This is a genomic window from Pseudomonas sp. TE6283 (genome assembly GCF_054060555.1).
This window is the reverse complement of sequence record NZ_JBSSDH010000001.1, coordinates 631,704-654,536: the sequence shown is the minus strand read 5'-3', so window position 1 is coordinate 654,536 and position 22,833 is coordinate 631,704. Positions and strand designations below refer to the sequence as shown.

Annotated in this window: 22 protein-coding genes; 10 read left to right on the top strand and 12 right to left on the bottom strand. The window is 64.7% G+C overall.

Annotated elements, in window-relative coordinates:
• The first annotated feature begins 2 nt into the window (after positions 1-2).
• The 9 genes from ACVWZ5_RS03320 to ACVWZ5_RS03280 all read left to right on the top strand — a co-directional run bounded on the left by ACVWZ5_RS03320 (position 3) and on the right by ACVWZ5_RS03280 (position 8,103).
• Complete coding sequence (locus tag ACVWZ5_RS03320; RefSeq protein WP_062573473.1) at positions 3-374, top strand: type III secretion system chaperone family protein; 372 nt, start codon at positions 3-5, stop codon at positions 372-374.
• Positions 371-736 carry a type III secretion apparatus assembly protein SctX gene (gene sctX, locus ACVWZ5_RS03315; protein ID WP_062573474.1) on the top strand — a complete coding sequence of 122 codons (366 nt, stop codon included), beginning with the start codon at positions 371-373 and terminating at the stop codon, positions 734-736. The genes ACVWZ5_RS03320 and sctX overlap by 4 nt, the downstream gene beginning before the upstream one ends.
• Positions 737-740: 4 nt before the next feature.
• The gene (gene sctY / locus ACVWZ5_RS03310) at positions 741-1,070 is read left to right on the top strand and encodes a type III secretion apparatus assembly chaperone SctY (RefSeq protein ID WP_062573475.1); all 330 of its coding nucleotides are present in this window, start codon (positions 741-743) and stop codon (positions 1,068-1,070) included.
• Positions 1,067-3,166 carry a type III secretion system export apparatus subunit SctV gene (sctV, locus tag ACVWZ5_RS03305; RefSeq protein WP_084941351.1) on the top strand — a complete coding sequence of 700 codons (2,100 nt, stop codon included), beginning with the start codon at positions 1,067-1,069 and terminating at the stop codon, positions 3,164-3,166. Before sctY ends, sctV begins: the two co-directional genes overlap by 4 nt.
• A gap of 146 nt (positions 3,167-3,312) precedes the next feature.
• Complete coding sequence (locus ACVWZ5_RS03300) at positions 3,313-4,284, top strand: virulence-associated V antigen (RefSeq protein ID WP_457340400.1); 972 nt, start codon at positions 3,313-3,315, stop codon at positions 4,282-4,284.
• 8 nt (positions 4,285-4,292) lie between these two features.
• On the top strand, positions 4,293-4,799 hold the full coding sequence (locus ACVWZ5_RS03295; RefSeq protein WP_062573478.1) for a SycD/LcrH family type III secretion system chaperone: 507 nt from the start codon (positions 4,293-4,295) through the stop codon (positions 4,797-4,799).
• Complete coding sequence (gene sctE / locus ACVWZ5_RS03290) at positions 4,789-5,949, top strand: type III secretion system translocon subunit SctE (RefSeq protein WP_084941352.1); 1,161 nt, start codon at positions 4,789-4,791, stop codon at positions 5,947-5,949. The genes ACVWZ5_RS03295 and sctE overlap by 11 nt, the downstream gene beginning before the upstream one ends.
• 14 nt (positions 5,950-5,963) lie before the next feature.
• Complete coding sequence (locus tag ACVWZ5_RS03285; RefSeq protein ID WP_062573480.1) at positions 5,964-6,785, top strand: hypothetical protein; 822 nt, start codon at positions 5,964-5,966, stop codon at positions 6,783-6,785.
• A 112-nt stretch (positions 6,786-6,897) separates the two neighbouring features.
• The gene (locus ACVWZ5_RS03280) at positions 6,898-8,103 is read left to right on the top strand and encodes a hypothetical protein (protein ID WP_457340399.1); all 1,206 of its coding nucleotides are present in this window, start codon (positions 6,898-6,900) and stop codon (positions 8,101-8,103) included.
• Positions 8,104-8,159: 56 nt separating this feature from the next.
• Here ACVWZ5_RS03280 and ACVWZ5_RS03275 read toward each other — a convergent pair whose 3' ends face one another.
• From ACVWZ5_RS03275 to trhP, 5 genes are all read right to left on the bottom strand, one after another.
• Positions 8,160-8,597, bottom strand: coding sequence for a YqaA family protein (locus ACVWZ5_RS03275; protein WP_062573482.1), 438 nt, complete (start codon positions 8,595-8,597; stop codon positions 8,160-8,162).
• A complete protein-coding gene (locus ACVWZ5_RS03270) occupies positions 8,597-9,025 on the bottom strand; it encodes a DUF411 domain-containing protein (protein ID WP_062573483.1) in 429 nt (142 codons plus the stop codon). The genes ACVWZ5_RS03275 and ACVWZ5_RS03270 overlap by 1 nt, the downstream gene beginning before the upstream one ends.
• 68 nt (positions 9,026-9,093) lie before the next feature.
• Positions 9,094-9,999, bottom strand: a complete 906-nt coding sequence (locus ACVWZ5_RS03265) for a copper resistance protein B (protein WP_084941353.1) — start codon at positions 9,997-9,999, stop codon at positions 9,094-9,096.
• Entirely contained in the window at positions 9,992-11,728 is a 1,737-nt protein-coding gene (locus tag ACVWZ5_RS03260) for a copper resistance system multicopper oxidase (RefSeq protein ID WP_062573485.1), read from the bottom strand. Before ACVWZ5_RS03260 ends, ACVWZ5_RS03265 begins: the two co-directional genes overlap by 8 nt.
• 79 nt (positions 11,729-11,807) lie before the next feature.
• Positions 11,808-13,142, bottom strand: a complete 1,335-nt coding sequence (gene trhP, locus ACVWZ5_RS03255; protein WP_062573486.1) for a prephenate-dependent tRNA uridine(34) hydroxylase TrhP — start codon at positions 13,140-13,142, stop codon at positions 11,808-11,810.
• A gap of 124 nt (positions 13,143-13,266) precedes the next feature.
• Between trhP and ACVWZ5_RS03250 the strand changes: the two genes are divergently transcribed.
• Positions 13,267-14,331 carry an AI-2E family transporter gene (locus tag ACVWZ5_RS03250; RefSeq protein ID WP_028692470.1) on the top strand — a complete coding sequence of 355 codons (1,065 nt, stop codon included), beginning with the start codon at positions 13,267-13,269 and terminating at the stop codon, positions 14,329-14,331.
• 24 nt (positions 14,332-14,355) lie between these two features.
• Here the strand turns inward: ACVWZ5_RS03250 and ACVWZ5_RS03245 are convergent, their stop codons facing one another.
• The 7 genes from ACVWZ5_RS03245 to nuoI form a co-directional block, all read right to left on the bottom strand.
• A complete protein-coding gene (locus tag ACVWZ5_RS03245) occupies positions 14,356-16,407 on the bottom strand; it encodes a TonB-dependent receptor family protein (protein WP_062573487.1) in 2,052 nt (683 codons plus the stop codon).
• Between the two features lie 151 nt (positions 16,408-16,558).
• A complete protein-coding gene (gene nuoN / locus ACVWZ5_RS03240; protein ID WP_038706426.1) occupies positions 16,559-18,028 on the bottom strand; it encodes an NADH-quinone oxidoreductase subunit NuoN in 1,470 nt (489 codons plus the stop codon).
• A gap of 7 nt (positions 18,029-18,035) precedes the next feature.
• On the bottom strand, positions 18,036-19,568 hold the full coding sequence (nuoM, locus tag ACVWZ5_RS03235) for an NADH-quinone oxidoreductase subunit M (protein ID WP_028692467.1): 1,533 nt from the start codon (positions 19,566-19,568) through the stop codon (positions 18,036-18,038).
• A 40-nt stretch (positions 19,569-19,608) separates the two neighbouring features.
• Positions 19,609-21,462, bottom strand: a complete 1,854-nt coding sequence (gene nuoL / locus ACVWZ5_RS03230; RefSeq protein WP_062573488.1) for an NADH-quinone oxidoreductase subunit L — start codon at positions 21,460-21,462, stop codon at positions 19,609-19,611.
• A complete protein-coding gene (nuoK, locus tag ACVWZ5_RS03225) occupies positions 21,459-21,767 on the bottom strand; it encodes an NADH-quinone oxidoreductase subunit NuoK (protein WP_008096201.1) in 309 nt (102 codons plus the stop codon). Before nuoK ends, nuoL begins: the two co-directional genes overlap by 4 nt.
• Before the next feature lie 3 nt (positions 21,768-21,770).
• The gene (gene nuoJ / locus ACVWZ5_RS03220; protein WP_023631348.1) at positions 21,771-22,271 is read right to left on the bottom strand and encodes an NADH-quinone oxidoreductase subunit J; all 501 of its coding nucleotides are present in this window, start codon (positions 22,269-22,271) and stop codon (positions 21,771-21,773) included.
• A 10-nt stretch (positions 22,272-22,281) separates the two neighbouring features.
• Positions 22,282-22,830, bottom strand: a complete 549-nt coding sequence (gene nuoI / locus ACVWZ5_RS03215; protein WP_003251442.1) for an NADH-quinone oxidoreductase subunit NuoI — start codon at positions 22,828-22,830, stop codon at positions 22,282-22,284.
• Positions 22,831-22,833: the final 3 nt, after the last annotated feature.

The following is a 22,833-nucleotide window of genomic DNA, read 5'->3' as shown; positions in this document are numbered from 1 at the left end:
GCATGGACTTGTGTACCGAAGCTATCGTCCGGTTCTGTCGCGATCAGGGAGTGCTGCTGGCGCATCCGCCGCAAACGGTGCTACGCCTGGAACTCCCGGATACCGGTGTCCTGCAGTTCGAACGGCAGGCGGGTCAGTTGACGCTTTGGCTGAGCGTTACCCTGCCGGGAGCATTGTTCGAGCACGCCCTGTCGAGTGCGCTCAGGCATGTCCATGACCAGCAGGCACCTGGTCAGCTGCTGCGTTGTGGCCTGCTGTCTGACGAACGTCTGGTGTTGCTGCTCAGCCTCGATGAACGCCGGGTGACCGAGCAGGCACTGCGTGAGGCTTACCGGCTGCTGTCGCAGGTGCGCGCCGAAGTGCTCGCGGCATGAACGCGATCGAGCGAGCCGGGCAGTTCCAGGCACTGTGGCTGCCATCGGTGGCAGCCGACACAGCGTTCCCACGGTCGGCTGGCGAACTGCTGCCGATGCCGGGGCAACCCATACAGGCTCATCTGCGTGAGCTGTATCCGCAGCAGTTGATGGAACGCCTGCGTCTGTCCTACGCCAGTCCCGAGCAGGAGCTGCGTGCCTTGTACGACCCGCAGCGCTTTGCCGCGACCCTGGATGCCCTGGTGCGGCAACTGCTTGACACCCAGGCCTGCCAGGACCGCCAGGCGGCGGTACTGCTGCAAGCGTTGCTGGCCGACCGGCACATGCTGGCGTACTACGTGACCCTTCTGCTCAAGGTATGAATAGATGCAATTGACGATTGAACAGCGCGATGTCCTGCAGCTGTTGGCCTGGCTGCACCTGCGATGTGGTCGGCCCGAGGGGGCGCAAACATTGCTGGAGGTACTGTTGCGGGTTGACCCCGATCACCTTGCCGGGCGTCGAGCCCTGGTCGTGGCGGCGTTGGAGCTGGGCGACTGGGCGCGCGCCGAGCAGCAGTGCCTGGCGCTGCATGACGCCGGCGAGCAACAGGCATCTCTATGGCTGTGCCTGAGTCAGGCGCAGCAGATGGCGGGGCGGCTGGAGCAGGCGCAGGCTACCTTCGGCGAGTACCTGCGACGCAAGGATCATTCATGAACACCTTGACCCGGATGCTCGGCCATATCGGCGCGCGCAAGGACCTGATGCTGGCGGTGATGCTGCTGGCGGTGGTGTTCATGATGATCCTGCCGTTGCCGCCGCTATTGCTGGACCTGCTGATCGCCCTGAACATCACCATCGCCGTGGTGTTGATGATGATGTCGGTGTACGTCGTCTCGCCGCTGCATTTCTCGGTGTTTCCCTCGGTGCTGCTGGTCACCACGCTGTTTCGCCTGGCGCTGTCGATCAGCACCACGCGGATGATCCTGCTGGAAGCCGACGCCGGGCAGATCGTGCAGACCTTCGGCGACTTCGTGGTGGGCGGCAACCTGGTGGTGGGCTGCATCCTGTTCCTGATCATCACCATCGTGCAGTTCCTGGTCATCACCAAGGGCGCCGAGCGGGTGGCGGAGGTCAGCGCGCGGTTTTCCCTGGATGCCATGCCGGGCAAGCAGATGAGCATCGATGGCGACCTGCGCGCAGGGGTCATCGACGTCAACGAGGCTCGCGAGCGCCGTGGCGAGGTGGAGAAGGCCAGCCAGATGTTCGGGGCCATGGACGGGGCGATGAAGTTCGTCAAGGGCGATGCAATCGCCGGGCTGGTGATCATCGTGGTCAACCTGCTGGCGGGGCTGGCCATCGGCGTGATGCAGAAGGGCATGAGCGCGGCTGACGCCTTGCAGCTCTACGCGGTGCTTACCGTGGGCGATGGCATGGTCAGCCAGGTGCCGGCGCTGTTGATCGCCATCACCGCGGGCATCATCGTCACCCGCGACGGCGAAGGTGCCCGCGACCTGGGGGCGAACATCGGCAGCCAAGTCATGGCGCAACCCAAGGCCTTGTTGATCGGTGGCGCGCTGCTGGCGTTGTTCGGCATTATCCCGGGTTTTCCAACGATTACCTTTTTCATCCTGGCGCTGCTGGTTGGGGGCGGTGGTTGGTGGGCAACTCGCCAGCGGCGCATCGAGGAGGATGGCCGGCAGCAGAGCGGTGGACTGCCGGAGTTGCTGGCCAATGGCGCCGGGGCCCCCACGCTCAAGGCATCCAGCAAGGCGAAGGCGGCCGCTGACGCGCAAGCGTTCGCCCTGACGGTGCCCTTGCTCATCGATGTGGACAGCGGCCTGCAAACCGCCTTGGAGGCCGCCTCGCTGAATGAGGAGCTGGCGCGGGTCCGTCAGGCGCTTTACCTGGATCATGGTGTGCCGTTTCCCGGTATCCGCCTGCGTTTTAGCAGCGCGCTCGGCCCCGGCGAGTACCGCATCCTGTTGCAGGAAGTGCCGGTGGCGCGTGGCCGTCTGATGCCGGAACGACTACTGGTGCAGGAAAAGCCCAGCCAGCTGGCGCTGGTCGGCGTGCCCTATGAGGAAGGCGAAGCCCTGCAGCCAGGGCGTGCCGCATTATGGGTGGAGCAGGCCCAGCGCGAGCGCCTGGAGCGTGCCGGGTGCGCCTTCCTGGCGATCGACCAGGTGCTCGCCTGGCACCTGTCCCAGGTGTTGTGCGAGTACGCCGGTGACTTCATTGGCATTCAGGAGACCCGGTACCTGCTGGAGCAGATGGAGCAGGGCTACGGGGAACTGGTCAAGGAGGTGCAGCGCATCCTGCCGTTGCAGCGCATCACCGAGGTGTTCCAGCGGCTGGTGGGCGAGGGCATCTCGATCCGTAACATGCGCTCGATCCTCGAGGCCCTGGTGGAGTGGGGGCAGAAGGAAAAGGATGTGGTGCAACTGGCCGAATACGTGCGCAGCAGCCTCAAGCGCTACATCTGCTACAAGTACGCCAGCGGCCACAACCTGCTGCCGGCCTATCTGCTGGACCCTGCGGTCGAGGAGATGATCCGCAACGGCATACGCCAGACCAGCGCCGGCAGCTACCTGGCCCTGGAGCCCGCGCAGAGCGATACCTTCCTTGCGCAGGTGAAAGCCGTGGTGGGCGACTTGCACGATGCCCAGGCCAGGCCCGTGCTGGTGGTGTCGATGGATATCCGCCGCTATGTGCGCAAGCTGATCGAGGGCCTCTATTTCGACCTGCCGGTGCTGTCCTTCCAGGAACTCACCACGCAGATCAACATCCAGCCATTGGGGCGCATCGGCTGACGCCATCCTGGCGTCAGAAAGCGTACCCACAAACTACAAAATCGCGGCCGGGTCTGACGGAGCGGCCGCTCGCGCCTCAATAGACTTCATCGGCATGTACCCCGGCCTTGTGCCAGGAAGGGTACCTGACCAACCGGATACAGATGATGAGCAGTTCTATTGAAGCAAGTAGTCGGCCTGTCCCATTGCCGTACGTTGACCGTGTCGCGCCGCCGGAGATCTGGGTGGAGGTCCAGCGGCTGGAGTGGTTGCTGGACCAGAAGGGCATCGTGGCCGTGGACGGACAAGGCCAGCCCTTGGAGCGGGAGCGGCGTCGGCAGGCCATCGAAGCGCTGCTTGGGCCCGAAGGGCAGGCGCAGTTGCTGGCAAATCGTCCTTACTTCGACACGCTGCTGGCGCAACCGCTGTCCGACCCGCATTACCACGCAGTGGGGCAGTTGCTGGAGGCCTACGCAAATTGGCTGCCGGGAGCACCCTTGCAGTTGCAAAACCTCGGCGAGCGCCTGCGCATGGACGAGTTGGTGATGGCGGCGATGGGCCTGCGCATGCGCAAGCAGAAGGCCGAACGCACTGAGCTCAGCGAACAGCTCAAGTGCCTCACGGCGGAGCTGAAGATCTTCAGCATGATCCAGTCGAAGGTCAACGTGGTGATGGCGGACAAGGGCACCTTCATGCTGGAAGACCCGGGGTTCAACCTCTTCGACCGGACGTTGTACGACCTTGACGCCGACAGTTGGGAAAAGAGCAGCGAATACCGGTTGCTCTCGAGCCTGGATACGTTCCAGCCCGCCTTCAATGGCACCGCGGTCGTCACGGTGCGGCATTTCCTGGCGGGCACGCAATCGGTCACGGCTTCGAGTGAAAGCAGTGGTCGTCTGCAAAAAGTCAGCGGGCCGATGACCGACCTGAAAGCACAGTACGCCTGGGACAAGGACAACAACCCGCTGGCCAATTTCTCCCAGGCCCTGAGCGACCGCACCCGCATCGTCAACGACAAGGTGACCGAACAGACCACCCTGCTCAACGACGTGGGTTCGCGCTACACCACCTCCACCGAGGTGATGATGAAGTTCGTCGAGACCTGGTTCTCGATGCTGTCCAAGATTCTGCAGAACTGAGGTAGGTGATGACGGCAGTACAACAGGTGGACGGCGACGATGCCGATGCCAACAACGTCGATGCGATCGAGCGCTTCTTTGGCGATGGCGGCACCTTCGCCATGCTGCGCGGAGTCTGTGCGGCGCAACTGGAAACGCTCTATGCCCAGGCGTTCAACTTCTACCAGGCAGGTCGGTTGGACGATGCGCTGACGCTGTTCAAGGGGTTGGCGGCGCTCGATCACTACGACCCCCGGGCTTTTCTGGGCGTGGCAGGTGCGTACCAGGCGCTCGAGCGCTACCAGGACGCATTGCCGGCCTATGCCTACGGCGCGATGCTCGCACCGCAGGACCCCCGGTTCAGCTTCCATGCCGCGCAGTGCCACCAGCACCTGGGCGATCTGGACTCGGCGCGCAGCGGTTACGAGCAGGCGCAGATCCTGGCGGTGGACAGCGAGCATCCCGGTCTGGCAGGTCAGGCACAGGTGCTGCTCGAGGCCCTGCAGCAGAAGGAGGGCGTACGTCATGCGAGCTGAACGTCTGTCTGTGGAACAGTCGCTCTTGATGCCGACTGAAATCGAATCGGAAACACCGCTGCCGGGCATGGCGATCCAGTTGCCCGGCGAGACCGGCACACCGTCTGGAGTCACAACGACCAAGCCAGACATGAGCGTCCGGCTGGATCCTCCAGCGCCACTGGCGACGGCACAGCAGCAGGGGCTGGTACTCGACAAGCTGATCGATGCTGAAGGCCTCATGCAACCTGTGCTGGTCGCGGTACCTGATATCGGAGCATTGATACTCGGGCAGCTCGCCGGGGACATCTCCGACGCCGAACTGGATATCCGCCTCACCGAACTGCTGAGTCAGCTGGGTGCTCGCCAGACCGAGCTGAACCTGCAGCAGGTACGTCAGCTCACCGAGCAGAACCGCCAGCAGATGGCGCTCAACGCGCAGAAGTTGGACGAGGTAGCCCAGCGGCACCAGGATGCCGGCACGGCGAGCGTGTTCGCCAAGGTTTTCGGCTGGGCCGCAGCCATCGTTTCCATCGTGGTGGGGTCCGTCATGGTCGCCACCGGCCTGGGCGCCGTCGCGGGCGCGCTGATGATTGCTGGTGGCGTCATGGGTGTGGTGTCCATGTCGTTGAACCAGGCCGCCGAGGACGGACATATCGCCAAGGAGGTGATGAAGTACCTCGGGCCTGTGTTGATGGCGGTGGAGGTCGCCCTGGCACTGGCCTCGGTGGTGCTGACCTGCGGCGGCAGCCTTGCGGTGGTCGCGGCCAAGGTCGCCGGCAAGGTGAGTGGCAAGGTCGCGCAGACGGTCCTGTCGGTGGGCCAGAAGATCCAGGGCGTTGCCTCCACCGGGGTCACCTCGACTGCCTGCGCGGGCACCCAGGCCAAGCTGCAGATGACCCTGACCGGCGCCAGCATGGCGACCACCACGCTGTCCAGCGTCGGGCAGGCGGCCAGTTCGGTCATGCAGGGGTTGGCACTGCGTAGCGAGGCCCAATTGGCGGAAATGCGTCTGCTGCTGGACCAGGGGCACAGTTTTCTCGAGCAGTTGGCCAAGGCGCTTGAACAACTGCTCGCGGGGAAAGAGCAACGCTTCGAGCAACTGCTGGAACTGTTGAACAGCCGCAGCAAGGCCTGCGCTGATATCGCTTGCCGAAACGTCATTGCCTGATCAAGGAGTCAATCATGAGTCTGACCATATCCAACATCGATCATTCGTCTCGCGTGGATGCCCAACAGCCGGTCACCGAGGGGCAGAAGGCCTGCCAACCGCTGTGGGCGATGTTGGCCATGCCCTGCGCAACAGCGGGCGCGGTATTTGCCGGGAAGCAAGGGCGGGTAAGCCTGGATACACCGCAGGCCACGCCCTGCAGCCAGGACCTGGAGAGCCTGCTGGCCATTCTCAGGGCCGCCATGCAGGTGCGTGACGGCAACGCGCAGGGGCGCAGGACCCAGGCCGAAGTCAGCGTGCTGGCGAGCAAGGAGCAGATCGGCTGGATGAGAACCGCCAGCAACGCGCTGTTCGCCTCGGCGGCCGTCAGTGGTGCATTGGGCATGTTCACCCTGGCCAGCGGCACCACCGGCATGCTCAGGAACCTGGGTGACGCGCGCACGATCAAGGGCCTGGAGCAGGCCAGTCATGCTGCCAAGTATGCTCGGCCCGGCGAGATGACGCTGGCCTCGAAAAAGCTGGTCGCCGAGAACCGTATCGAGGTCAAGCACCTGCAGAACGCCATCGACACCCGCAACACCACGCTGCACACGCTCAATGGCGTGGCCCAGAGTGGCGCCGCCTTTGGCACGGGCATCGCCCATGCCATCAAGTCGCTACAGGACGTGTGGGCCAAGGAGCAGGAGCTCGAGGCGGCAGTTGCCGGCAATCAGAAAGAGTTGTTCCAGCGCTGCACCGATGACCTGGCAAGGATGATCGATCAGGTGCGTCAGCTGATCCAGGAAATCTTGCGTAACGACAATCAGGGGATCAGGGCTGCGGGCATCATGGCCTGAGCACGTCAGGTTTCCTGGCAGGATGTTGCAAGGCGCAAGGATCCAGGTTCTTGCGTGTGTGAGAGTGGTCTTTTTCCAAATCAAATGATGCTGCAAGAAGAGGTTTGCACAAATGATTGAATCGGTTTCAACCAGTTGGGTGTGTGCCGCCCAGTTGCATCCAGTCAACGAGAGCAGTGACTGCGCACAGGTGAAAACCAGCGAGTCGGCGCAACGCCTGGCGCGTCACGAGGAGTCGCAGAAGAATGGCATCCTGATGAGCATTTTCATCGCGATTGCCAAGTACTTTGGCTTTTTTTCGAGTGCACCGACTCCAGGGAAACAAGGCATGGAGTCGACGGCGCAGATGACGCGCGTGAGGGAAGAGACCATTAAGGAGATACCGAATCTCATGAAGTCGCAGAGTTGCTCGATACTGAAAAGGTTGGAGGTTATGTCAACTGAGGAGTTTATGATTGAGTATCCTCAAGAGCTCTTGGGCAATGGTGTAATGCGAAAAGCTAATTGTTTGATAGCGAATCTCAACGAGCTGGGTAAGTTGGTGCCAGAGTTGAAAGTGGAGATAGGCGCCAACAAGATCGATATCGTCGGTGGCTACGCTTTGAATGAGGCTCAGTTTCCGGATAATATCAAATTGATGCAGAACGACCCGATGGCTGCCGCCAAGGTGCTCGATGCGGTGGCTTTCCTGGCTACGAGGTTTGCCGAGTTTCCGGATCCAGAGCGGGTGGGCCCCGAAGCGGTAGTGGAGTTTGTCAAAGTGGTCGATGCCGAGTTCATCGAACTGTTCGCCCAGAAGCCTGATATGGTGGCGGCAGGTGTCGTGGTGGATGCAGGCGACGCTGCCCCAGCGCTGATGACCGGCACGTTGGCCGGAGCGAGCGCTGCACAGCCTGTGGAACCTGAAGCGACTTGCGACGCGACGACCTCCGAACAGCCTGATCCGGTAACGTCGTTGAAGGCTGTCAAGCTCAGCTTTGTCAAGATTGACGACGAGGTTGCGCTGCCGACACGCAATGACTTCAACGCGACCATGCATTCGCTACAGCGGCCGGCTAGTCCGCTCTCGCAGTCGTTCGAGCACCTGGAGCATCTCGCCGGACATGGCAGTGCTGCCGAAAAGGCAATCGCTTCAATGGTCCTGGACCACACGGCGGTGGGGCAGTCCCACTCCTTCGGCGAACTCTTCGGGCAGCGTAAACTGGAGCCCAACCTGCTGCAGGCTCACTCCGCGCTCTCGTTCGTGGACACGCTGCAGAATAAGCTGGACATGGCAGGTCGCCTGCTCGGCAACCTGCAGGCTGCCAACGCGGCTTGAGCGTAACACTGGCTGGAGCCTGCAGGCTCCAGCCAGCCCTTCGAATTCCCGCCTGATCACCCCGTGTGAAACCAACCCAGGGTGATCATCGCCACCACGATATAGCGTCCACCCTTGGCCAGGGTGACCAGCAGCACGAAGCGCCAGAACGGCTCGCGCATGATCCCGGCGATCAAGGTCAGCGGGTCGCCGATCACCGGCATCCAGCTCAGCAGCAGCGACCATTGACCCCAGCGCTGGTAGCGGCGCTGGGCGTGTTCCAGCTGGCTGGTGCTGAACGGAAACCAGCGGCGATCACGCAGGTGCTCGATGGCCCGGCCCAACAGCCAGTTGACGATGGAGCCGAGCACATTGCCGAGCGTCGCCACCAGCAGCAGGGTCACCCAGGCTGTGGGTTCGCGAATCAGCAGCCCCACCAGCACTGCCTCTGACTGAAGCGGCAACAGGGTGGCGGCGCCGAAGGCGCTGAGGAACAGCGCCCCGAGGCTGAGCATCAGTAGTTGGCGACCACGGTATCCTGGCCATCCCGGGTCACGCCGATGACCTGGTAGGCGTCCTTGTGGTCACCCATCTCCATCCCCGGCGAGCCCATCGGCATGCCCGGCACCGCGATACCCTTGAGGTCGTCGCGCTTGGTCAGCAGGCGCACCTGCTCCGCCGGGACATGGCCTTCGACGAACTTGCCGTCGATCACCCCGGTGTGGCACGACGCCAGGCGTGGCTCGACACCCAGGCGCTGCTTGACCGCGCTCATGTTCGGTTCGACATGGTCGTTGACGGTGAAACCGTTGTCGCTCAGGTGCTTGATCCATTCCTTGCAGCAACCGCAGTTGGGGTCGCGGTAGACATCGATGGTTTCGGCGGCCTGGGCCAGGCCGGTGACGGCCAGCAGGCCGAGGGTGAGCAGGTGTTTGCGCAGCATGGCGGAGCTCCTGTGAAACAGCATGAATCTTTGACCTGGTCGCCGCTCCCACGCAGAGCGCGCGTGTATCAGAAACGCAGGCGAACCCCGGCCACCAGCCGGGTCTGGCCGACGTCCTCGCCATCCTCCCGGGCCAGGTCGGCGCGGTTGCCGTGCAGACGATTGAAGCTGACGCCGACATAGGGCGCGAACGCGCGGGTGATTTCGTAGCGCAGGCGCAGGCCCAGTTCGCTTTCGGCCAGCCCCGAGCCTTGCTCGCGCCCGGCATCGTTGCGGCCGAAGAAGTTGGCTTCGACGGTCGGTTCGAGGATCCAGCGATTGGTCAGCAGCATAGCGTAACCGGCTTCCAGGCGCAGCGCGGTCTGCTGTCGCTCGCCGGCGTAGGCGGTGGCCTCCAGCTCCAGGCCGTAGAGCGGCGTGCCCTGGATGCCGAAGGCGGCCCAGCCCTGGCCGCTGGCGGGCTTGAAGTCCTGGCGCACGCCGCCGACCAGTTCCCACCAGGGGCTGATGGCATGGCCCCAGAGGGCCTGCAGCTCGGCCTTGTGGGTCTTGCCTTGTTCCCGCTCACCCTCGGTGCGCAGCCATAGACGGTCGATATCGCCGCCAACCCAGGCAGTGGCGTTCCAGTTCAGGGCGCCGCTGCTTTCGAAGTTCTGGTATTCCAGCTGGTCGACGATCACCGCCCAGTTGGTCGCCTGGTCGTGCACCTGATGCCCCGGAAGCGGCGGGAAAGCGGCACGGCGGTCGGCGTCGGTGATCACCGGAAGCGGTGTGCGCGGTTGGCTGGGGGGCATCGCCGCGTGGTTCATCTGGCTGTGGTCCATGGGCATGCTGTCATGGTTCATTTGGCCGTGGTCCATCGGCATGGTGCCATGGTTCATGTGGTCCATGCCCGCGGCCAGGGCCCGTTCACTGGCCAGCAAGGCCATAAGCGCGACACCGGTGACGATGTGGCGGTTGCGGTTCTCATTCATCGACCCGTACCTCGCGGAACATGCCGGTCTCCATGTGGTAGAGCAGGTGGCAGTGGTAGGCCCAGCGGCCCAGGGCATCGGCGCTGACGCGGTAGCTGCGCCGGCTTCCGGGTGGCATGTCGATTGTGTGCTTGCGCACCAGGAAGCGCCCTTGTTCATCCTCCAGGTCGCTCCACATGCCGTGCAGGTGGATGGGGTGGGTCATCATGGTGTCGTTGACCAGGATGATGCGCACCCGCTCGCCGTATTTCAGGCGCAGCGGCTCGGCATCGCTGAACTTGATGCCGTCGAACGACCAGGCGAAGCGTTCCATGTGGCCAGTCAGGTGCAGCTCGATGTCCCGCGACGGTTCGCGCCCGTCCGGATCGGGGTAGGGGCTACGCAGGTCGGCGTAGGTCAGCACTCGGCGGCCGTTGCCGCGCAGGCCAATGCCGGGATCGGCCAGGTTGGGCCGCGGGGCCATGGTCTGCATGTCCACCAGCGGGTTGTCGGTCTCGCTGGCGGGGTGGCCTTGCATCATGGCCATACCGGCCATGTTCGAGTGGTCCATGCCCGCCATGTTGCCGTGGTCCATCGCTGGCATGTTCGAATGGTCCATCCCGCCCATGCCGCCGTGCCCCATGTCGTCCATGGTCAGCACCGGGCGCGGGTCCGGCTCGGGCACGGGGGCCTGCAAACCCGCCTCGCGGGCCAGGGTGCCACGGGCGAAGCCGGTGCGGTCCATGCTCTGGGCGTACAGCGTGTAGGCGGGCAGGTCGCCCACGGTGACCAGCACGTCGTAGGTCTCGGCCACGGCGATGCGCAGTTCGTCCACGCTCACCGGGGTCACCGGCAGGCCGTCGGCGGCGATCAGCGTGAGCTTCAGGCCCGGAATGCGGAAGTCGAAGTAGGTCATCGCCGAGGCGTTGATCAGGCGCAGGCGCACGGTCTCGCCGGGCTGGAACAGGCAGGTGAAGTTGCCGTCCGGGGGCTGGCCGTTGAGCAGGTAGGTGTAGCTGGCGGCGCTGATGTCGGCCAGGTCGGTCGGGCTCATGCGCATCTTCGCCCAGGTCCAGCGGTTGTCGATGGCCTTGCCCCAGCCGTTTTGCGCGACATCGTCGACGAAGTCGCCGACCGTGCGCTTGTGGTAGTTGAAGGCGTCGGACTGTTTCTTCAGGGTGGCCATCAGCGCTTCTGGCGCCTGGTCCGACCAGTCGCTGAACAGCAGCACATGGTCGCGCTGGTACTGGTGCGGCTCGGGCGCGCGGGGCTCGATGACGATGGCGCCGTAGACGCCGGCCTGCTCCTGCAACCCGGAGTGGCTGTGGTACCAGTAGGTGCCGCTCTGGCGCAGGGTGAACTGGTAGAGGTAGTCGCCGCCAGGTTCGATGCCAGCGAAGCTCAGACCCGGCACGCCGTCCATGTTGGCCGGCAGGATGATGCCGTGCCAATGGATCGAGGTGGGCTGGTCCAGGCGGTTGCGCACGCGCAGGGTCACGGTGTCGCCCTCGCGCCAGCGCAGCTGCGGGCCGGGCAGGCTGGCGTTGATGGTTTGCGCGGTGCGCGGCCGGCCGGTGATGTTGACCGGGGTCTGGCCGATGAACAGGTCGAACTGCTGGCCGCTCAGGTCGTGCAGCGGCAGGCGGCCTTCGGCGGCCTGGGCCAGCGGGCGCCAGAGGCCGAGGCCGGCCAGGGCGGTGGCGGCACCCAGGCCCTTGACGAAGGTGCGGCGGGTTGGAGTCGGTGGCATGGCGTGCTCTCGCTACGGAACTGCCACGATCCTCGCCGCCCGCGCCTGTCAGCTACCTGAGGCGCGGATTACAGATTTGTCAGGCAGCGGCCTCGCCACTCTCCAGGTCGCGCATCAACAGGCCGAACTCCAGCGAGACCTGCTCGGGAATCGGCAGGTACACCACATGGCCGTCGCCCGGCGCCACCTCGATGGCCTGGTGCTGGCGGTCGCACAGGCGGTGCAGGTCGAAGTGGTAGTTGCCGCGCGGGGTCATCAGCTCCAGGTGGTCACCCACGGCGAAGCGGTTCTTCACCTTCACTTCGGCCAGGCCGTCCACGCGCACTCCGGTCAGCTCGCCGACGAACTGCTGGCGCTCGGACACCGAGTTGCCGCGCTGGTAGTTCTGGTACTCGTCGTGCACGTGGCGGCGCAGAAAACCTTCGGTGTAGCCGCGCTGGGCGAGGGACTCGAGGTTGCTCATCAGGCCGCGGTCGAACGGCCGCCCGGCCACGGCGTCGTCGATGGCCTGGCGGTAGGACTGCACGGCGCGGGCACAGTAGAAGTGCGACTTGGTGCGGCCCTCGATCTTCAGCGAGTGCACGCCCATCCGGGCCAGGCGCTCGACGTGCTGGATGGCGCGCAGGTCCTTGGCGTTCATGATGTAGGTGCCGTGCTCGTCCTCGAAGGCCGGCATCTCTTCGCCGGGGCGGCTGGACTCCTGGAGCAGGAACACCTGCTCGGTCGGCGCGCCGAGGCCCAGGGTCGGCTCGCACTCACGGACGATATCGCCGGTGGCATTCTCGGTGGCCGGGGTAGCCTGGTATTTCCAGCGGCAGGCATTGGTGCAGGTGCCCTGGTTGGCGTCACGCTTGTTCATGTAGCCCGACAGCAGGCAGCGCCCGGAATAGGCCATGCACAACGCGCCGTGCACGAAGACTTCCAGCTCCATCTCTGGCACCTGCTGGCGGATCTCCTCGATCTCTTCCAGTGACAGCTCCCGCGACAGGATCACCCGGGTCAGCCCCAGGCCTTGCCAGAACCGCACGCTGGCCCAGTTCACCGTGTTGGCCTGCACCGACAGGTGGATGGGCATCTGCGGGAAGTGCTGGCGTACCAGCATGATCAGCCCCGGGTCGGACATGATCAGCGCATCGGGGCCCATCTCGATCACCGGCGCCAGGTCCTTGAGGAAGGTCTTGAGCTTGGCGTTGTGCGGGGCGATGTTGACCACCACGTAGAAACGCTTGCCCTGGGCCTGGGCCTCCTGGATGCCGAGGGCCAGGTTGGCGTGGTCGAATTCGTTGTTGCGCACCCGCAGGCTGTAGCGCGGCTGGCCGGCGTAGACCGCGTCGGCGCCGTAGGCGAAGGCGTAGCGCATGGTCTTGAGGGTGCCGGCGGGGGCGAGCAGTTCGGGCTTGGCGAGAGGGGTCATGGTGCGCACCAGGGGCAAAAGGCGCGGATGCTAAGACGGCGGCGATGTGCAGGTATTGATCTGGATCAACGGCACTTTTGCCGGCGCGCGGGGCACTAAATTGTTGAGTCCTCGAGGAATGCCCATGAACGAAACCTTATTGCAGAACAAAGCCCTGACCGTGCTGCTGGCACTGGTGACCATCGCCTTCATCTGGATCCTGCTGCCGTATTCCGGCGCGATCTTCTGGGCGGTGATCCTCGGTATTCTTTTCGCGCCTCTGCAGCGCCAGCTGTTGCTGCGCTTTGGTGGGCGGCGCAACCTGGCCACGGCGACGGCCCTGGTCACCTGCCTGCTGATCGCTGTATTGCCGGTGATCGTCATCGGCGCCCTGCTGGTGCAGGAGGGCGCGACGCTGTACCAGCGCATCGAAAGCGGCCAGTTGGATATCGCCGGCTATATCGAGCGCGGCAAGGACATGCTGCCGGCCTACGCCCAGCATTTCCTCGACCGCATGGGCATGGGCAACCTCGATGGCCTGCGCGACAAGATCACCAAGTGGGCGACCCAGGGCAGCCAGTTCCTCGCCGGGCAGGCGTTCAGCTTCGGCCAGGGCACCTTCGAGTTCCTGGTGAGCTTCGGCATCATGCTGTACCTGCTGTTCTTCTTCCTGCGCGAGGGCGCGGAGGTGGCGCGCAAGGTGCGCCAGGCGGTGCCGCTGCCCGAGCAGCAGAAGCGCCGCCTGCAGTTGAAGTTCAAGCGCGTGGTGCGGGCCACGGTCAAGGGCAACCTGCTGGTGGCGATCACCCAGGGGGCGCTGGGCGGGCTGATCTTCTGGGTGCTGGGCATTCCCAGCGTGCTGGTGTGGGCGGTGCTGATGGCGTTCCTGTCGTTGCTCCCGGCGGTGGGCGCAGGGATTGTCTGGGGGCCGGTGGCGCTGTACTTCCTGCTGACTGGGGCGATCTGGCAGGGGATCGTGCTGACCGCGTTCGGCGTGCTGGTGATCGGCCTGGTGGACAACCTGCTGCGGCCGATCCTGGTGGGCAAGGATACGCGGATGCCGGATTACCTGGTGCTGGTGTCGACCCTGGGCGGGCTGGCGGTGTTCGGGCTCAATGGCTTCGTGATCGGGCCGTTGATCGCGGCGTTGTTCATTTCCAGCTGGGCGATCTTTGCCTCGACCAAGCCGCAGGTGCAGTTGCCGTCTTGAATGGGGCGCAAGGCGCCCCCGGGGTCACCGGAAACTGTACGAAACCCCCGCATACACCCCGAACCCTTCACCCGGCGTCGAGCGGGCGATGTCTTGCCCGGCATCGTTGTACCCCGGTGTCACCGTCGCCGCGTAACGCTTGTTGGTCAGGTTGCGCAGGTCGAGCCAGGTCTGCCAGTCCCGTTTCGGCGAATCCCAGCCCAGGCGCGCGCCGAGCAGGGCGTAGGCGTCGGCGTGGTAGCTGTTGGCGTAGTCCACCTGCACCTTGGAGGCCATCTGCGTGTTAACCCCGGCATGGAAGCCGCTCGGCCAGTCATAGCGCAGTTCGGCCTGGTAGTAGTGCATGGGGATGCCGGGCAGGCGGTTGTCGCCGAACGTGTCGTCGTCGCGGTAGTGGAAGTCGCTGAAGGTGTAGGCCTGGCGCAGGCTGAGCTTGCCGGTGCCCGGTTGCTCCCAGAGCAGGCTGTCCAGGCCGGCCTCGATGCCCTGGTGCACGGTGGGGCTGGCGTTGAACTCCTTGAACGGCAAGCCTTGCACGACTTCCACGTTTAACAGTTCGTGGCGTACCTGGGCGTAGTACCAGGCCAGGTCCCAATGCCCCAGTGCCGATTCGCCGCGGGCACCCAGCTCGAGGGTGGTGGCGGTCTGGTTCTGCATCTTCATGGGCTGGTTGGCGACTGGCGCACTCCAGACCAGAGACCACGGGTGCGGCGGCTCCACCGAGCGGCTGAGGTTGCCGTAGAGCTGCAGGTCAGGGCGGATGTCGTAACGCAGGCCCAGGCGTGGGGCGTAGTCCCAGTCATGCTGGCTGACCTTGCCGCCACTGGTTGGGTAGGTGACGTCGCTTTCGCGGCGGGTATAGATCATCGCCAGCCCCGTGGTCAGCCACAGGTTCGGAATCAGCTCCAGGTCGTTGCCTGCATGCAGCACGGTGTCCGATCCCTGGTAGCTGAAATCGCGGGTGCGAGCACCGAAATTGTCACCGCCGCTGCGGACGAACTGGGAGGCGCCGCTGTTGGGTAGGTGCTTGGTGGTACGCCAGCCGAGGGTGGTCTTGCTCTCATGGCCGAACAGGGTGTCGCGACGCAGGTAGTTCAGCGTGCCGCTGACATCGCTGTAGGCGACCTTGAGGCGCATCGGGCCTTCGCGCAGGTCCATGGGATAGTCGTGATAGACCAGCCCGGCCTCCAGGCGCGAATCGTCATCCAGGAAGAAGGTGGTCTTGTTGCCCACCCAGGTGCTGCCCGGTTGTGGGCGGCTGTCGTCACGGGCCAGGTACGCCGGGTTGGCGGCACGGGGATGGTGCTTGATCTGCTCCTTGGTCAGGCGCCCGGCCAGGTCGTTTTCGGTTTCCCGGTAGCGCAGGTAGAAGCGCGTCTCCAGGTTCGAGTTGAAGCGGTAGCCGACGTTGGCGGCGATGCCCTTGGCGCTGCCGCTGCTGTGGTCCTGGTAGCCGTCGTACTCGGCATCGGTCAGGGCCACGTAGTAGTCGAGGTTGCCCAGCACCTGCCCGGAACTGATGTGCCGGCGCTGGTAGCCACGGCTGCCGACTTCGTAGCGCACCTGCAAGGGCGCGGCATCGTGGCCGGTGTGGGTCACGTAGTTGATCGCGCCACCCAGGGCCAGCGAGCCCTGGTCGAAGCCATTGGCGCCGCGCAGCACCTCGGCGCGGCTCAGCCACAGCGGTTCGAACAGTTCATAGGGCGTGCCGCCCGGGCCGGTCAGCGGCAGGCCGTCGAACATCGTGTACACGCCCGAGCCGTGGGCGCCCGGCGCGCGGTTGATGCCCGAGCCACGGATCGACAGCTTGATGCCATCGTTGCCCGCCGACTGGGCGAACACCCCCGGCTGATAGGCCAGCACGTCCTGGTTGCTGGCCACCCGGCCCTGGCCCACCTTGTCCATGTCTACCAGGTTGCTGGCGCCGGGTATCTCGCGCAGCTGGTCGGCGGCGGCTTCCAGCTCGGATTGCTGCCGGTCCTGGATCAGCACCTGGTCGAGTTCGACGCGGCCTGCGGCCTGGGCGGTGCCGGCGACGAACAGGGCCAGCAGGGAGTAGGGGAGGGTGGGGCGCATGGGGACGGGGTTCCAGATCGAGTGCGGGAGTCTGACGCTGCAAAGGGCAGACGAAGCACAGTGGTCGATCTGTAATGGCCATGGGGCCGCAAAGCGGCCCCAAAAAAGAACACCCCGCCGAGGCGGGGTGTCTTGTGACGCAGTCAGCCGATCAGCCGATCAGTTGCAGACCCGCCTGCTGCACCATCTCCAGCAGCGGCTGCGGGTACACACCGAGCACGAAGGCGAGGATGGCGATGGCCAGCAGCATCACGCCGCCGGTGCGCTGTTCCCACTTCAGCGGAGCGTCGTGGCGACGCAGGTTCGGCTCGACCAGGTACAGGGTGACCATGACGCGCAGGTAGTAGTACACGCCGATGGCGCTGCCGATCACCAGGGCGCCGACCAGCCACCACAGGTGCGACTCGACGCCGGTGGCGATGATGTAGAACTTGCCGATGAAGCCCGCGGTCAGCGGGATACCGGCCAGCGACAGCATCATCACGGTCAGTACCGCGGTCAGGTACGGACGGCGCCAGAACAGGCCGCGGTACTCGTACAGGGCGTCGGCGTCACGGCCGGCATACGGCGAGGACATCAGGGTGATCACGCCGAAGGCGCCCAGGCTGGTGATCACGTAGGTGACCAGGTACACGCCCATGGCTTCCAGGGCCAGGCCCTTGCTGGCGACCAGGGCGATGACCAGGTAGCCGAAGTGGGCGATGGACGAGTAACCAAGCAGACGCTTGAGGTTGCTCTGGGTCAGCGCCAGCAGGTTGCCGATGATGATCGAGGCAACCGCGATCACCGCCAGCACGGTGCTCAGCACGCCGCTGCTGGCGGCGGGGGAGAGCATGAACAGGCGTACGACCACGGCGAACACCGCGACCTTGCTGGCGGTGGCCAGGAACGCGGCGACCGGCGCCGGGGCGCCTTCGTACACGTCCGGGGTCCACAGGTGGAACGGCACCAGCGACAGCTTGAAGGCCAGGCCGACCAGCATCATGCCCAGGCCCAGCTGCGCCAGCAGGCTCGGCATGCTGGTGGCGGCCAGGGCCTTGCCCAACTGGTCGAAGGTCAGGCTGCCTGCGTCAGCGTACAGCAGCGCCATGCCGAACAGCAGGAAGGCGGAGCCGGCGGCCGACAGCACCATGTACTTGATACCGGCTTCCAGCGAGCGCTTGTTGAAGAAGGCGTACGCCACCAGGCCATAGACCGGCACCGACAGCAGCTCAAGGCCAATGAACAGGCCGGCCAGGTGGTTGGCACTGACCAGCACCAGGCCACCCAGTGCCGACATCAGCAGCAGCAGGTACAGCTCTTCACGGTTGCCCGGGAAGCCCTTGGAGCCTTCGCCCAGGTAGGCGTGGGCGAGGGTGACGCAGGCCAGCGTCGCCACCAGGATGATCGCCATGTACAGGCAGGCGAACTTGTCGATGGTCACCAGCGAGGTGACTGCCAGCGGCGCGACCTTGAGCGCCGGCAGGATCGACAGCAGGGCCAGGTTCAGGCCCACGGTGGACAGCAGGAAGGTCTGCGAGTGGTTGCGCTTCCAGGCGATCGCCAGCATCACCACCACCGTGGTGATGGTGGTGATCAGCATCGGCGCCAATGCGATGAAGTGTTGAGTGGTGAATTCCATAGCGCTCTTACCGGGCCGAAGCGAGTTGAGTGAAAGCGGAACCGAGCCACTGCTGCACACCGCTCATGGTGGCGGCAGAGGTGTCCAGGAACGGCTGCGGATACACGCCCAGCAGGATCAGCAGGCCCGCCAGGCCCAGCACCATGATCAGCTCGCGACCGTCCATGCCGGCCAGCACGGTGTCGGCCTTGGCCGGACCGAAGTAGGCGCGGTGGATCATGATCAGCGAGTACACCGAGCCGAAGACCAGGCCGGTGGTGGCGATCACGGTGATCCATGGGACGTGGGCGAAGCTGCCGATCAGGATCAGGAACTCGCCGACGAAGTTGCCGGTGCCCGGCAGGCCCAGCGATGCGGCGGCGAAGAACAGGCTGATGGCCGGAAGATAAGCGATGCGGTGCCACAGGCCACCCATCTCGCGCATGTCGCGGGTGTGCAGGCGCTCGTACAGCTGGCCGGCCAGGATGAACAGCGCGGCGGCCGACAGGCCGTGGGCCAGCATCTGGATCACCGCGCCCTGCAGGGCCTGCTGGCTGCCGGAGTAGATGCCGATCAGCACGAAGCCCATGTGCGAGACGCTGGAGAACGCCACCAGGCGCTTGATGTCGGTCTGGGCGAAGGCCAGGAAGGCACCGTAGAAGATGCCGATCAGGCCCAGGGTCATGGCGATCGGCGCGAACTCGGCCGAGGCGTTCGGGAACAGCGGCAGGGCGAAGCGCAGCAGGCCGTAGGCCGCGGTCTTCAGCAGGATGCCCGCCAGGTCCACGGAACCTGCGGTCGGCGCCTGGGCGTGAGCGTCAGGCAGCCAGGAGTGGAACGGCACCACCGGCAGCTTCACCGCGAAGGCGATGAAGAAGCCCAGCATCAGGAGGTACTCGACGCCGGCCGGCAGTTCGGCCTTGAGCAGGTCGCTGTAGTTGAAGGTGATCACGCCAGTGCTGTTGTAGTTGACCAGCACCAGGCCGAGGATCGCCACCAGCATGATCAGGCCGCTGGCCTGGGTGAAGATGAAGAACTTGGTCGCCGCGTAGATGCGGGTCTTCTTGCCGTCGGAGGAGCTGTGACCCCAGAGCGCGATGAGGAAGTACATCGGCACCAGCATCATTTCCCAGAAGAAGAAGAACAGGAACAGGTCCAGGGCCAGGAACACGCCGACCACGCCGCCAAGGATCCACATCAGGTTGAGGTGGAAGAAGCCGACGTGGCGCTGGATCTCTTTCCACGAGCACAGCACCGACAGCACGCCGAGCAGGCCGGTGAGCAGGATCATCAGCAGCGACAGGCCGTCGAGGGCCAGGTGGATGCTGATGCCGAAGCGCTTGATCCACTCGACCTTGTATTCGAGGGCCCAGGCGGGCTCCGCGCCAGGGGCGGGAGCCAGGGTGTAGTTGCCGTTCGCCCACAGCCACAGGCCGATGCCAAGCAGCAGGGACATGGTCAGCAGCGCGATCCAGCGCGGCAGGGTGGCGCCGAAGCGCTCACCCAGCCAGCACAGGAAGCCGCCGATGAAGGGGATCAGGATCAGCCAAGGCAAAATCATGACGGGTTGGTTTCCTTTGGCAAAGTCGCAAGATTCATAGTCATACCGCGGCCACTACCACGGCACCGAGCACCAGCACGGCACCCACGGCGATCGAGGCGGTGTACCAGCGCAGCTGGCCGGTCTCGGTCTTGCTCATGGCGACATGACCGCCGCGAGCCAGGCGAGGAATGAGGCCGATGCTGCGGTCAACCGGGTCCTTGCGCAGGATGTGGCTGATCAGCAGGTAAGGTTTGACGAAGAGCTTGTCGTAGATCCAGTCGAAGCCCCAGGCGGCGAACCACCAGGCCGACAGGACGCGACCGATACCGCTGTTGGCAACTGCGGTGACGAAGCGGCGCTTGCCCAGGAACAGCAGGGCCGAGAGCAGGATACCGGCGATGGCGATGGCACCCGAGGCGATCTCCAGCGAGTGCTTGGCTTCGCCACCGGCGTGGCCTGCGCTTTCAGGCAGCACGCCTGCCAGCGGCGGGTGGATCCAGGCGCCGATGAAGGTCGACAGCACGATCAGCACGCCCAGCGGCAGCCAGTGGCTGATGCCGTGGCCGGCGTGGGCTTCGGTCTTGGCTTCGCCGTGGAAGGCGATGAAGATCAGGCGGAAGGTGTACAGCGAGGTCATGAACGCGCCCACCAGGCCGGCGTACAGCAGGCCGGTGTTGCCGCTGGCGAAGGCTTCCCAGAGGATCTCGTCCTTGGAGTAGAAGCCCACGGTCAGGATCGGCAGGGCAGCCAGGGCGGCGCCACCAACCACGAAGCTGGCGTAGGCCAGCGGCAGCTTCTTCCACAGGCCGCCCATCTTGAAGATGTTCTGCTCGTGGTGGCAGGCGACGATCACCGCACCGGAGGCAAGGAACAGCAGGGCCTTGAAGAAGGCGTGGGTCATCAGGTGGAAGATCGCCGCGTCCCAGGCGCCGACGCCCAGGGCCAGGAACATGTAGCCGATCTGGCTCATGGTCGAGTAGGCGAGGATACGCTTGATATCGGTCTGTACCAGGGCGGCGAAGCCGGCCAGGACCAGGGTCACGCCACCCACGACGCCGACCAGGTGCAGGACGTCCGGCGCCAGCAGGAACAGGCCGTTGGTACGGGCGATCAGGTACACGCCCGCAGTCACCATGGTCGCCGCGTGGATCAGTGCCGAAACCGGGGTCGGGCCGGCCATCGCGTCGGCCAGCCAGGTCTGCAGCGGCAGCTGGGCCGATTTACCGACCGCGCCACCCAGCAGCATCAGGGTCGCCAGGACCATCCAGGTGTCACCAGCCTGGAACTTCTGCGGTGCCAGCACCAGCAGTTCCTGCACGTTCAGGGTACCCAGCTGGACGAACAGGATGAACAGGCCGATGGCCATGAACACGTCGCCGATGCGGGTGACGATGAACGCCTTGAGCGCCGCGTTACCGTTGTTGCGGTTGCTGTAGTAGAAACCGATCAACAGGTACGAGCACAGGCCCACGCCTTCCCAGCCGAAGTAGATGAACAGCAGGTTGTCGCCCAGCACCAGGAACAGCATGCTGGCGATGAACAGGTTGGTGTACGAGAAGAAGCGCGAGTAGCCGGCTTCGCCACGCATGTACCAGGAAGCGAACAGGTGGATCAGGAAGCCCACGCCGGTGACCACGCCCAGCATGGTGACCGACAGGCCATCCACATACAGGGTGAAGTTCGGCGCGAATCCGTCCACCGACATCCACTGCCACAGCAGCTGGCTGTACGCGCCGCCTTCAGGCGGGGCGACGTTGAACTGCCAGATCACGTAGGCGGCGGTGGCCGCCGACAGGCCGACCGAGCCGACGCCGACCAGCGCCGACAGGTTCTCGGACCAGCGGCCGCGCGAGAACGACAGCAGCAGGAAGCCGATCAGGGGGAATACGAACGTCAGGAAGATAAGGTTCATCCGCGCATCTCACTGGCAGCATCGATGTCGAGAGTGTGGAAGCGGCGATACAGCTGCAGCAGGATCGCCAGGCCAATGCTGGCCTCGGCGGCTGCCAGGCTGATCACCAGAATGAACATCACCTGGCCGTCGGGCTGGACCCAACGGGCACCGGCGACGATGAACGCCAGGGCGGAGGCGTTCATCATGACTTCCAGGCTCATGAGCACGAAGAGGATGTTGCGGCGGACCATCAGGCCAACCAGACCTAAGCAGAACAGGATGCCGGCGACCGCCAGACCATGCTCGAGAGGGATAGCACCCATGATTTACTCCTTCGCCTCGTTGCGGCCCAGGTGGAAGGCGGTGACGGCTGCCGCGAGCAGCAGCATCGAGGCCAGTTCGACCACCAGCAGGTACGGTCCGAACAGGCTGATGCCGACTTCCTTGGCGCTGACGGTGGTACCGCTGATGGCGGCGCCCGACGGGGTGACGAACAGCACGTACAGCAGCTCCAGCAGCAGCAGGGCGGCGAGGATCACCGGCCCGGCCCAGATCCCGGGCTTGAGCCAGCCGCGCTCCTGGGCGACCGAGGCCGGCCCGAGGTTGAGCATCATCACCACGAACACGAACAGCACCATGATGGCGCCGGCGTAGGCGATCACTTCCAGGGCGCCGGCGAACGGCGCACCGAGGGAGAAGAAGATCATCGCCACGGAGATCAGCGAAATGATCAGGTAGAGCAGGGCGTGCACCGGGTTGGTGCCGGTCACCACGCGCAGCGTGGAGACGACGGCGACACCGGATGCGAAGTAGAAAGCGAATTCCATCTTTCTGTCCTTATGGGAGCAAGCTCTTCACGTTGATCGGCTCGGCTTCGTTCTGCGCGGAGCCTTTCGGCTTGCCAGCGATCGCCATGCCCGCAACACGGTAGAAGTTGTAGTCAGGGTTCTTGCCGGGGCCGGAGATCAGCAGATCTTCTTTCTCGTACACCAGGTCCTGACGCTTGAACTCGGCCATTTCGAAATCCGGAGTCAGCTGGATCGCGGTGGTCGGGCATGCCTCTTCGCACAGGCCGCAGAAGATGCAGCGCGAGAAGTTGATGCGGAAGAACTCGGGGTACCAACGGCCGTCCTCTGTCTCGGCCTTCTGCAGCGAGATACAGCCGACCGGGCAGGCCACCGCGCAGAGGTTGCACGCCACGCAGCGCTCCTCGCCGTCGGGGTCGCGGGTGAGGACGATGCGGCCGCGGTAGCGCGGCGGCAGGTACACGGGTTCTTCGGGGTACTGCAGGGTGTCGCGCTTGCGGAACCCGTGGGAGAACACCATGGCCAGGCTGCGCAGCTGTGTGCCGGTGCCCTTAACGATGTCGCCGATATACTTGAACATGGG

Coding starts and splice junctions, on each gene's coding strand:
- sctX (WP_062573474.1), top strand. CDS start 371: ATGAACGCGATCGAGCGAGCCGGGCAGTTCCAGGCACTGTGGCTGCCA.
- nuoJ (WP_023631348.1), bottom strand. CDS start 22,271: ATGGAATTCGCTTTCTACTTCGCATCCGGTGTCGCCGTCGTCTCCACG.
- ACVWZ5_RS03295 (WP_062573478.1), top strand. CDS start 4,293: ATGACGGCAGTACAACAGGTGGACGGCGACGATGCCGATGCCAACAAC.
- ACVWZ5_RS03265 (WP_084941353.1), bottom strand. CDS start 9,999: ATGAATGAGAACCGCAACCGCCACATCGTCACCGGTGTCGCGCTTATG.
- sctE (WP_084941352.1), top strand. CDS start 4,789: ATGCGAGCTGAACGTCTGTCTGTGGAACAGTCGCTCTTGATGCCGACT.
- nuoN (WP_038706426.1), bottom strand. CDS start 18,028: ATGGAATTCACCACTCAACACTTCATCGCATTGGCGCCGATGCTGATC.
- ACVWZ5_RS03275 (WP_062573482.1), bottom strand. CDS start 8,597: ATGCTCAGCCTCGGGGCGCTGTTCCTCAGCGCCTTCGGCGCCGCCACC.
- ACVWZ5_RS03245 (WP_062573487.1), bottom strand. CDS start 16,407: ATGCGCCCCACCCTCCCCTACTCCCTGCTGGCCCTGTTCGTCGCCGGC.
- ACVWZ5_RS03300 (WP_457340400.1), top strand. CDS start 3,313: ATGAGCAGTTCTATTGAAGCAAGTAGTCGGCCTGTCCCATTGCCGTAC.
- trhP (WP_062573486.1), bottom strand. CDS start 13,142: ATGACCCCTCTCGCCAAGCCCGAACTGCTCGCCCCCGCCGGCACCCTC.
- ACVWZ5_RS03285 (WP_062573480.1), top strand. CDS start 5,964: ATGAGTCTGACCATATCCAACATCGATCATTCGTCTCGCGTGGATGCC.
- nuoM (WP_028692467.1), bottom strand. CDS start 19,568: ATGATTTTGCCTTGGCTGATCCTGATCCCCTTCATCGGCGGCTTCCTG.
- ACVWZ5_RS03280 (WP_457340399.1), top strand. CDS start 6,898: ATGATTGAATCGGTTTCAACCAGTTGGGTGTGTGCCGCCCAGTTGCAT.
- ACVWZ5_RS03320 (WP_062573473.1), top strand. CDS start 3: ATGGACTTGTGTACCGAAGCTATCGTCCGGTTCTGTCGCGATCAGGGA.
- ACVWZ5_RS03260 (WP_062573485.1), bottom strand. CDS start 11,728: ATGCCACCGACTCCAACCCGCCGCACCTTCGTCAAGGGCCTGGGTGCC.
- nuoK (WP_008096201.1), bottom strand. CDS start 21,767: ATGGGTGCTATCCCTCTCGAGCATGGTCTGGCGGTCGCCGGCATCCTG.
- nuoL (WP_062573488.1), bottom strand. CDS start 21,462: ATGAACCTTATCTTCCTGACGTTCGTATTCCCCCTGATCGGCTTCCTG.
- nuoI (WP_003251442.1), bottom strand. CDS start 22,830: ATGTTCAAGTATATCGGCGACATCGTTAAGGGCACCGGCACACAGCTG.
- sctV (WP_084941351.1), top strand. CDS start 1,067: ATGAACACCTTGACCCGGATGCTCGGCCATATCGGCGCGCGCAAGGAC.
- ACVWZ5_RS03270 (WP_062573483.1), bottom strand. CDS start 9,025: ATGCTGCGCAAACACCTGCTCACCCTCGGCCTGCTGGCCGTCACCGGC.
- ACVWZ5_RS03250 (WP_028692470.1), top strand. CDS start 13,267: ATGAACGAAACCTTATTGCAGAACAAAGCCCTGACCGTGCTGCTGGCA.
- sctY (WP_062573475.1), top strand. CDS start 741: ATGCAATTGACGATTGAACAGCGCGATGTCCTGCAGCTGTTGGCCTGG.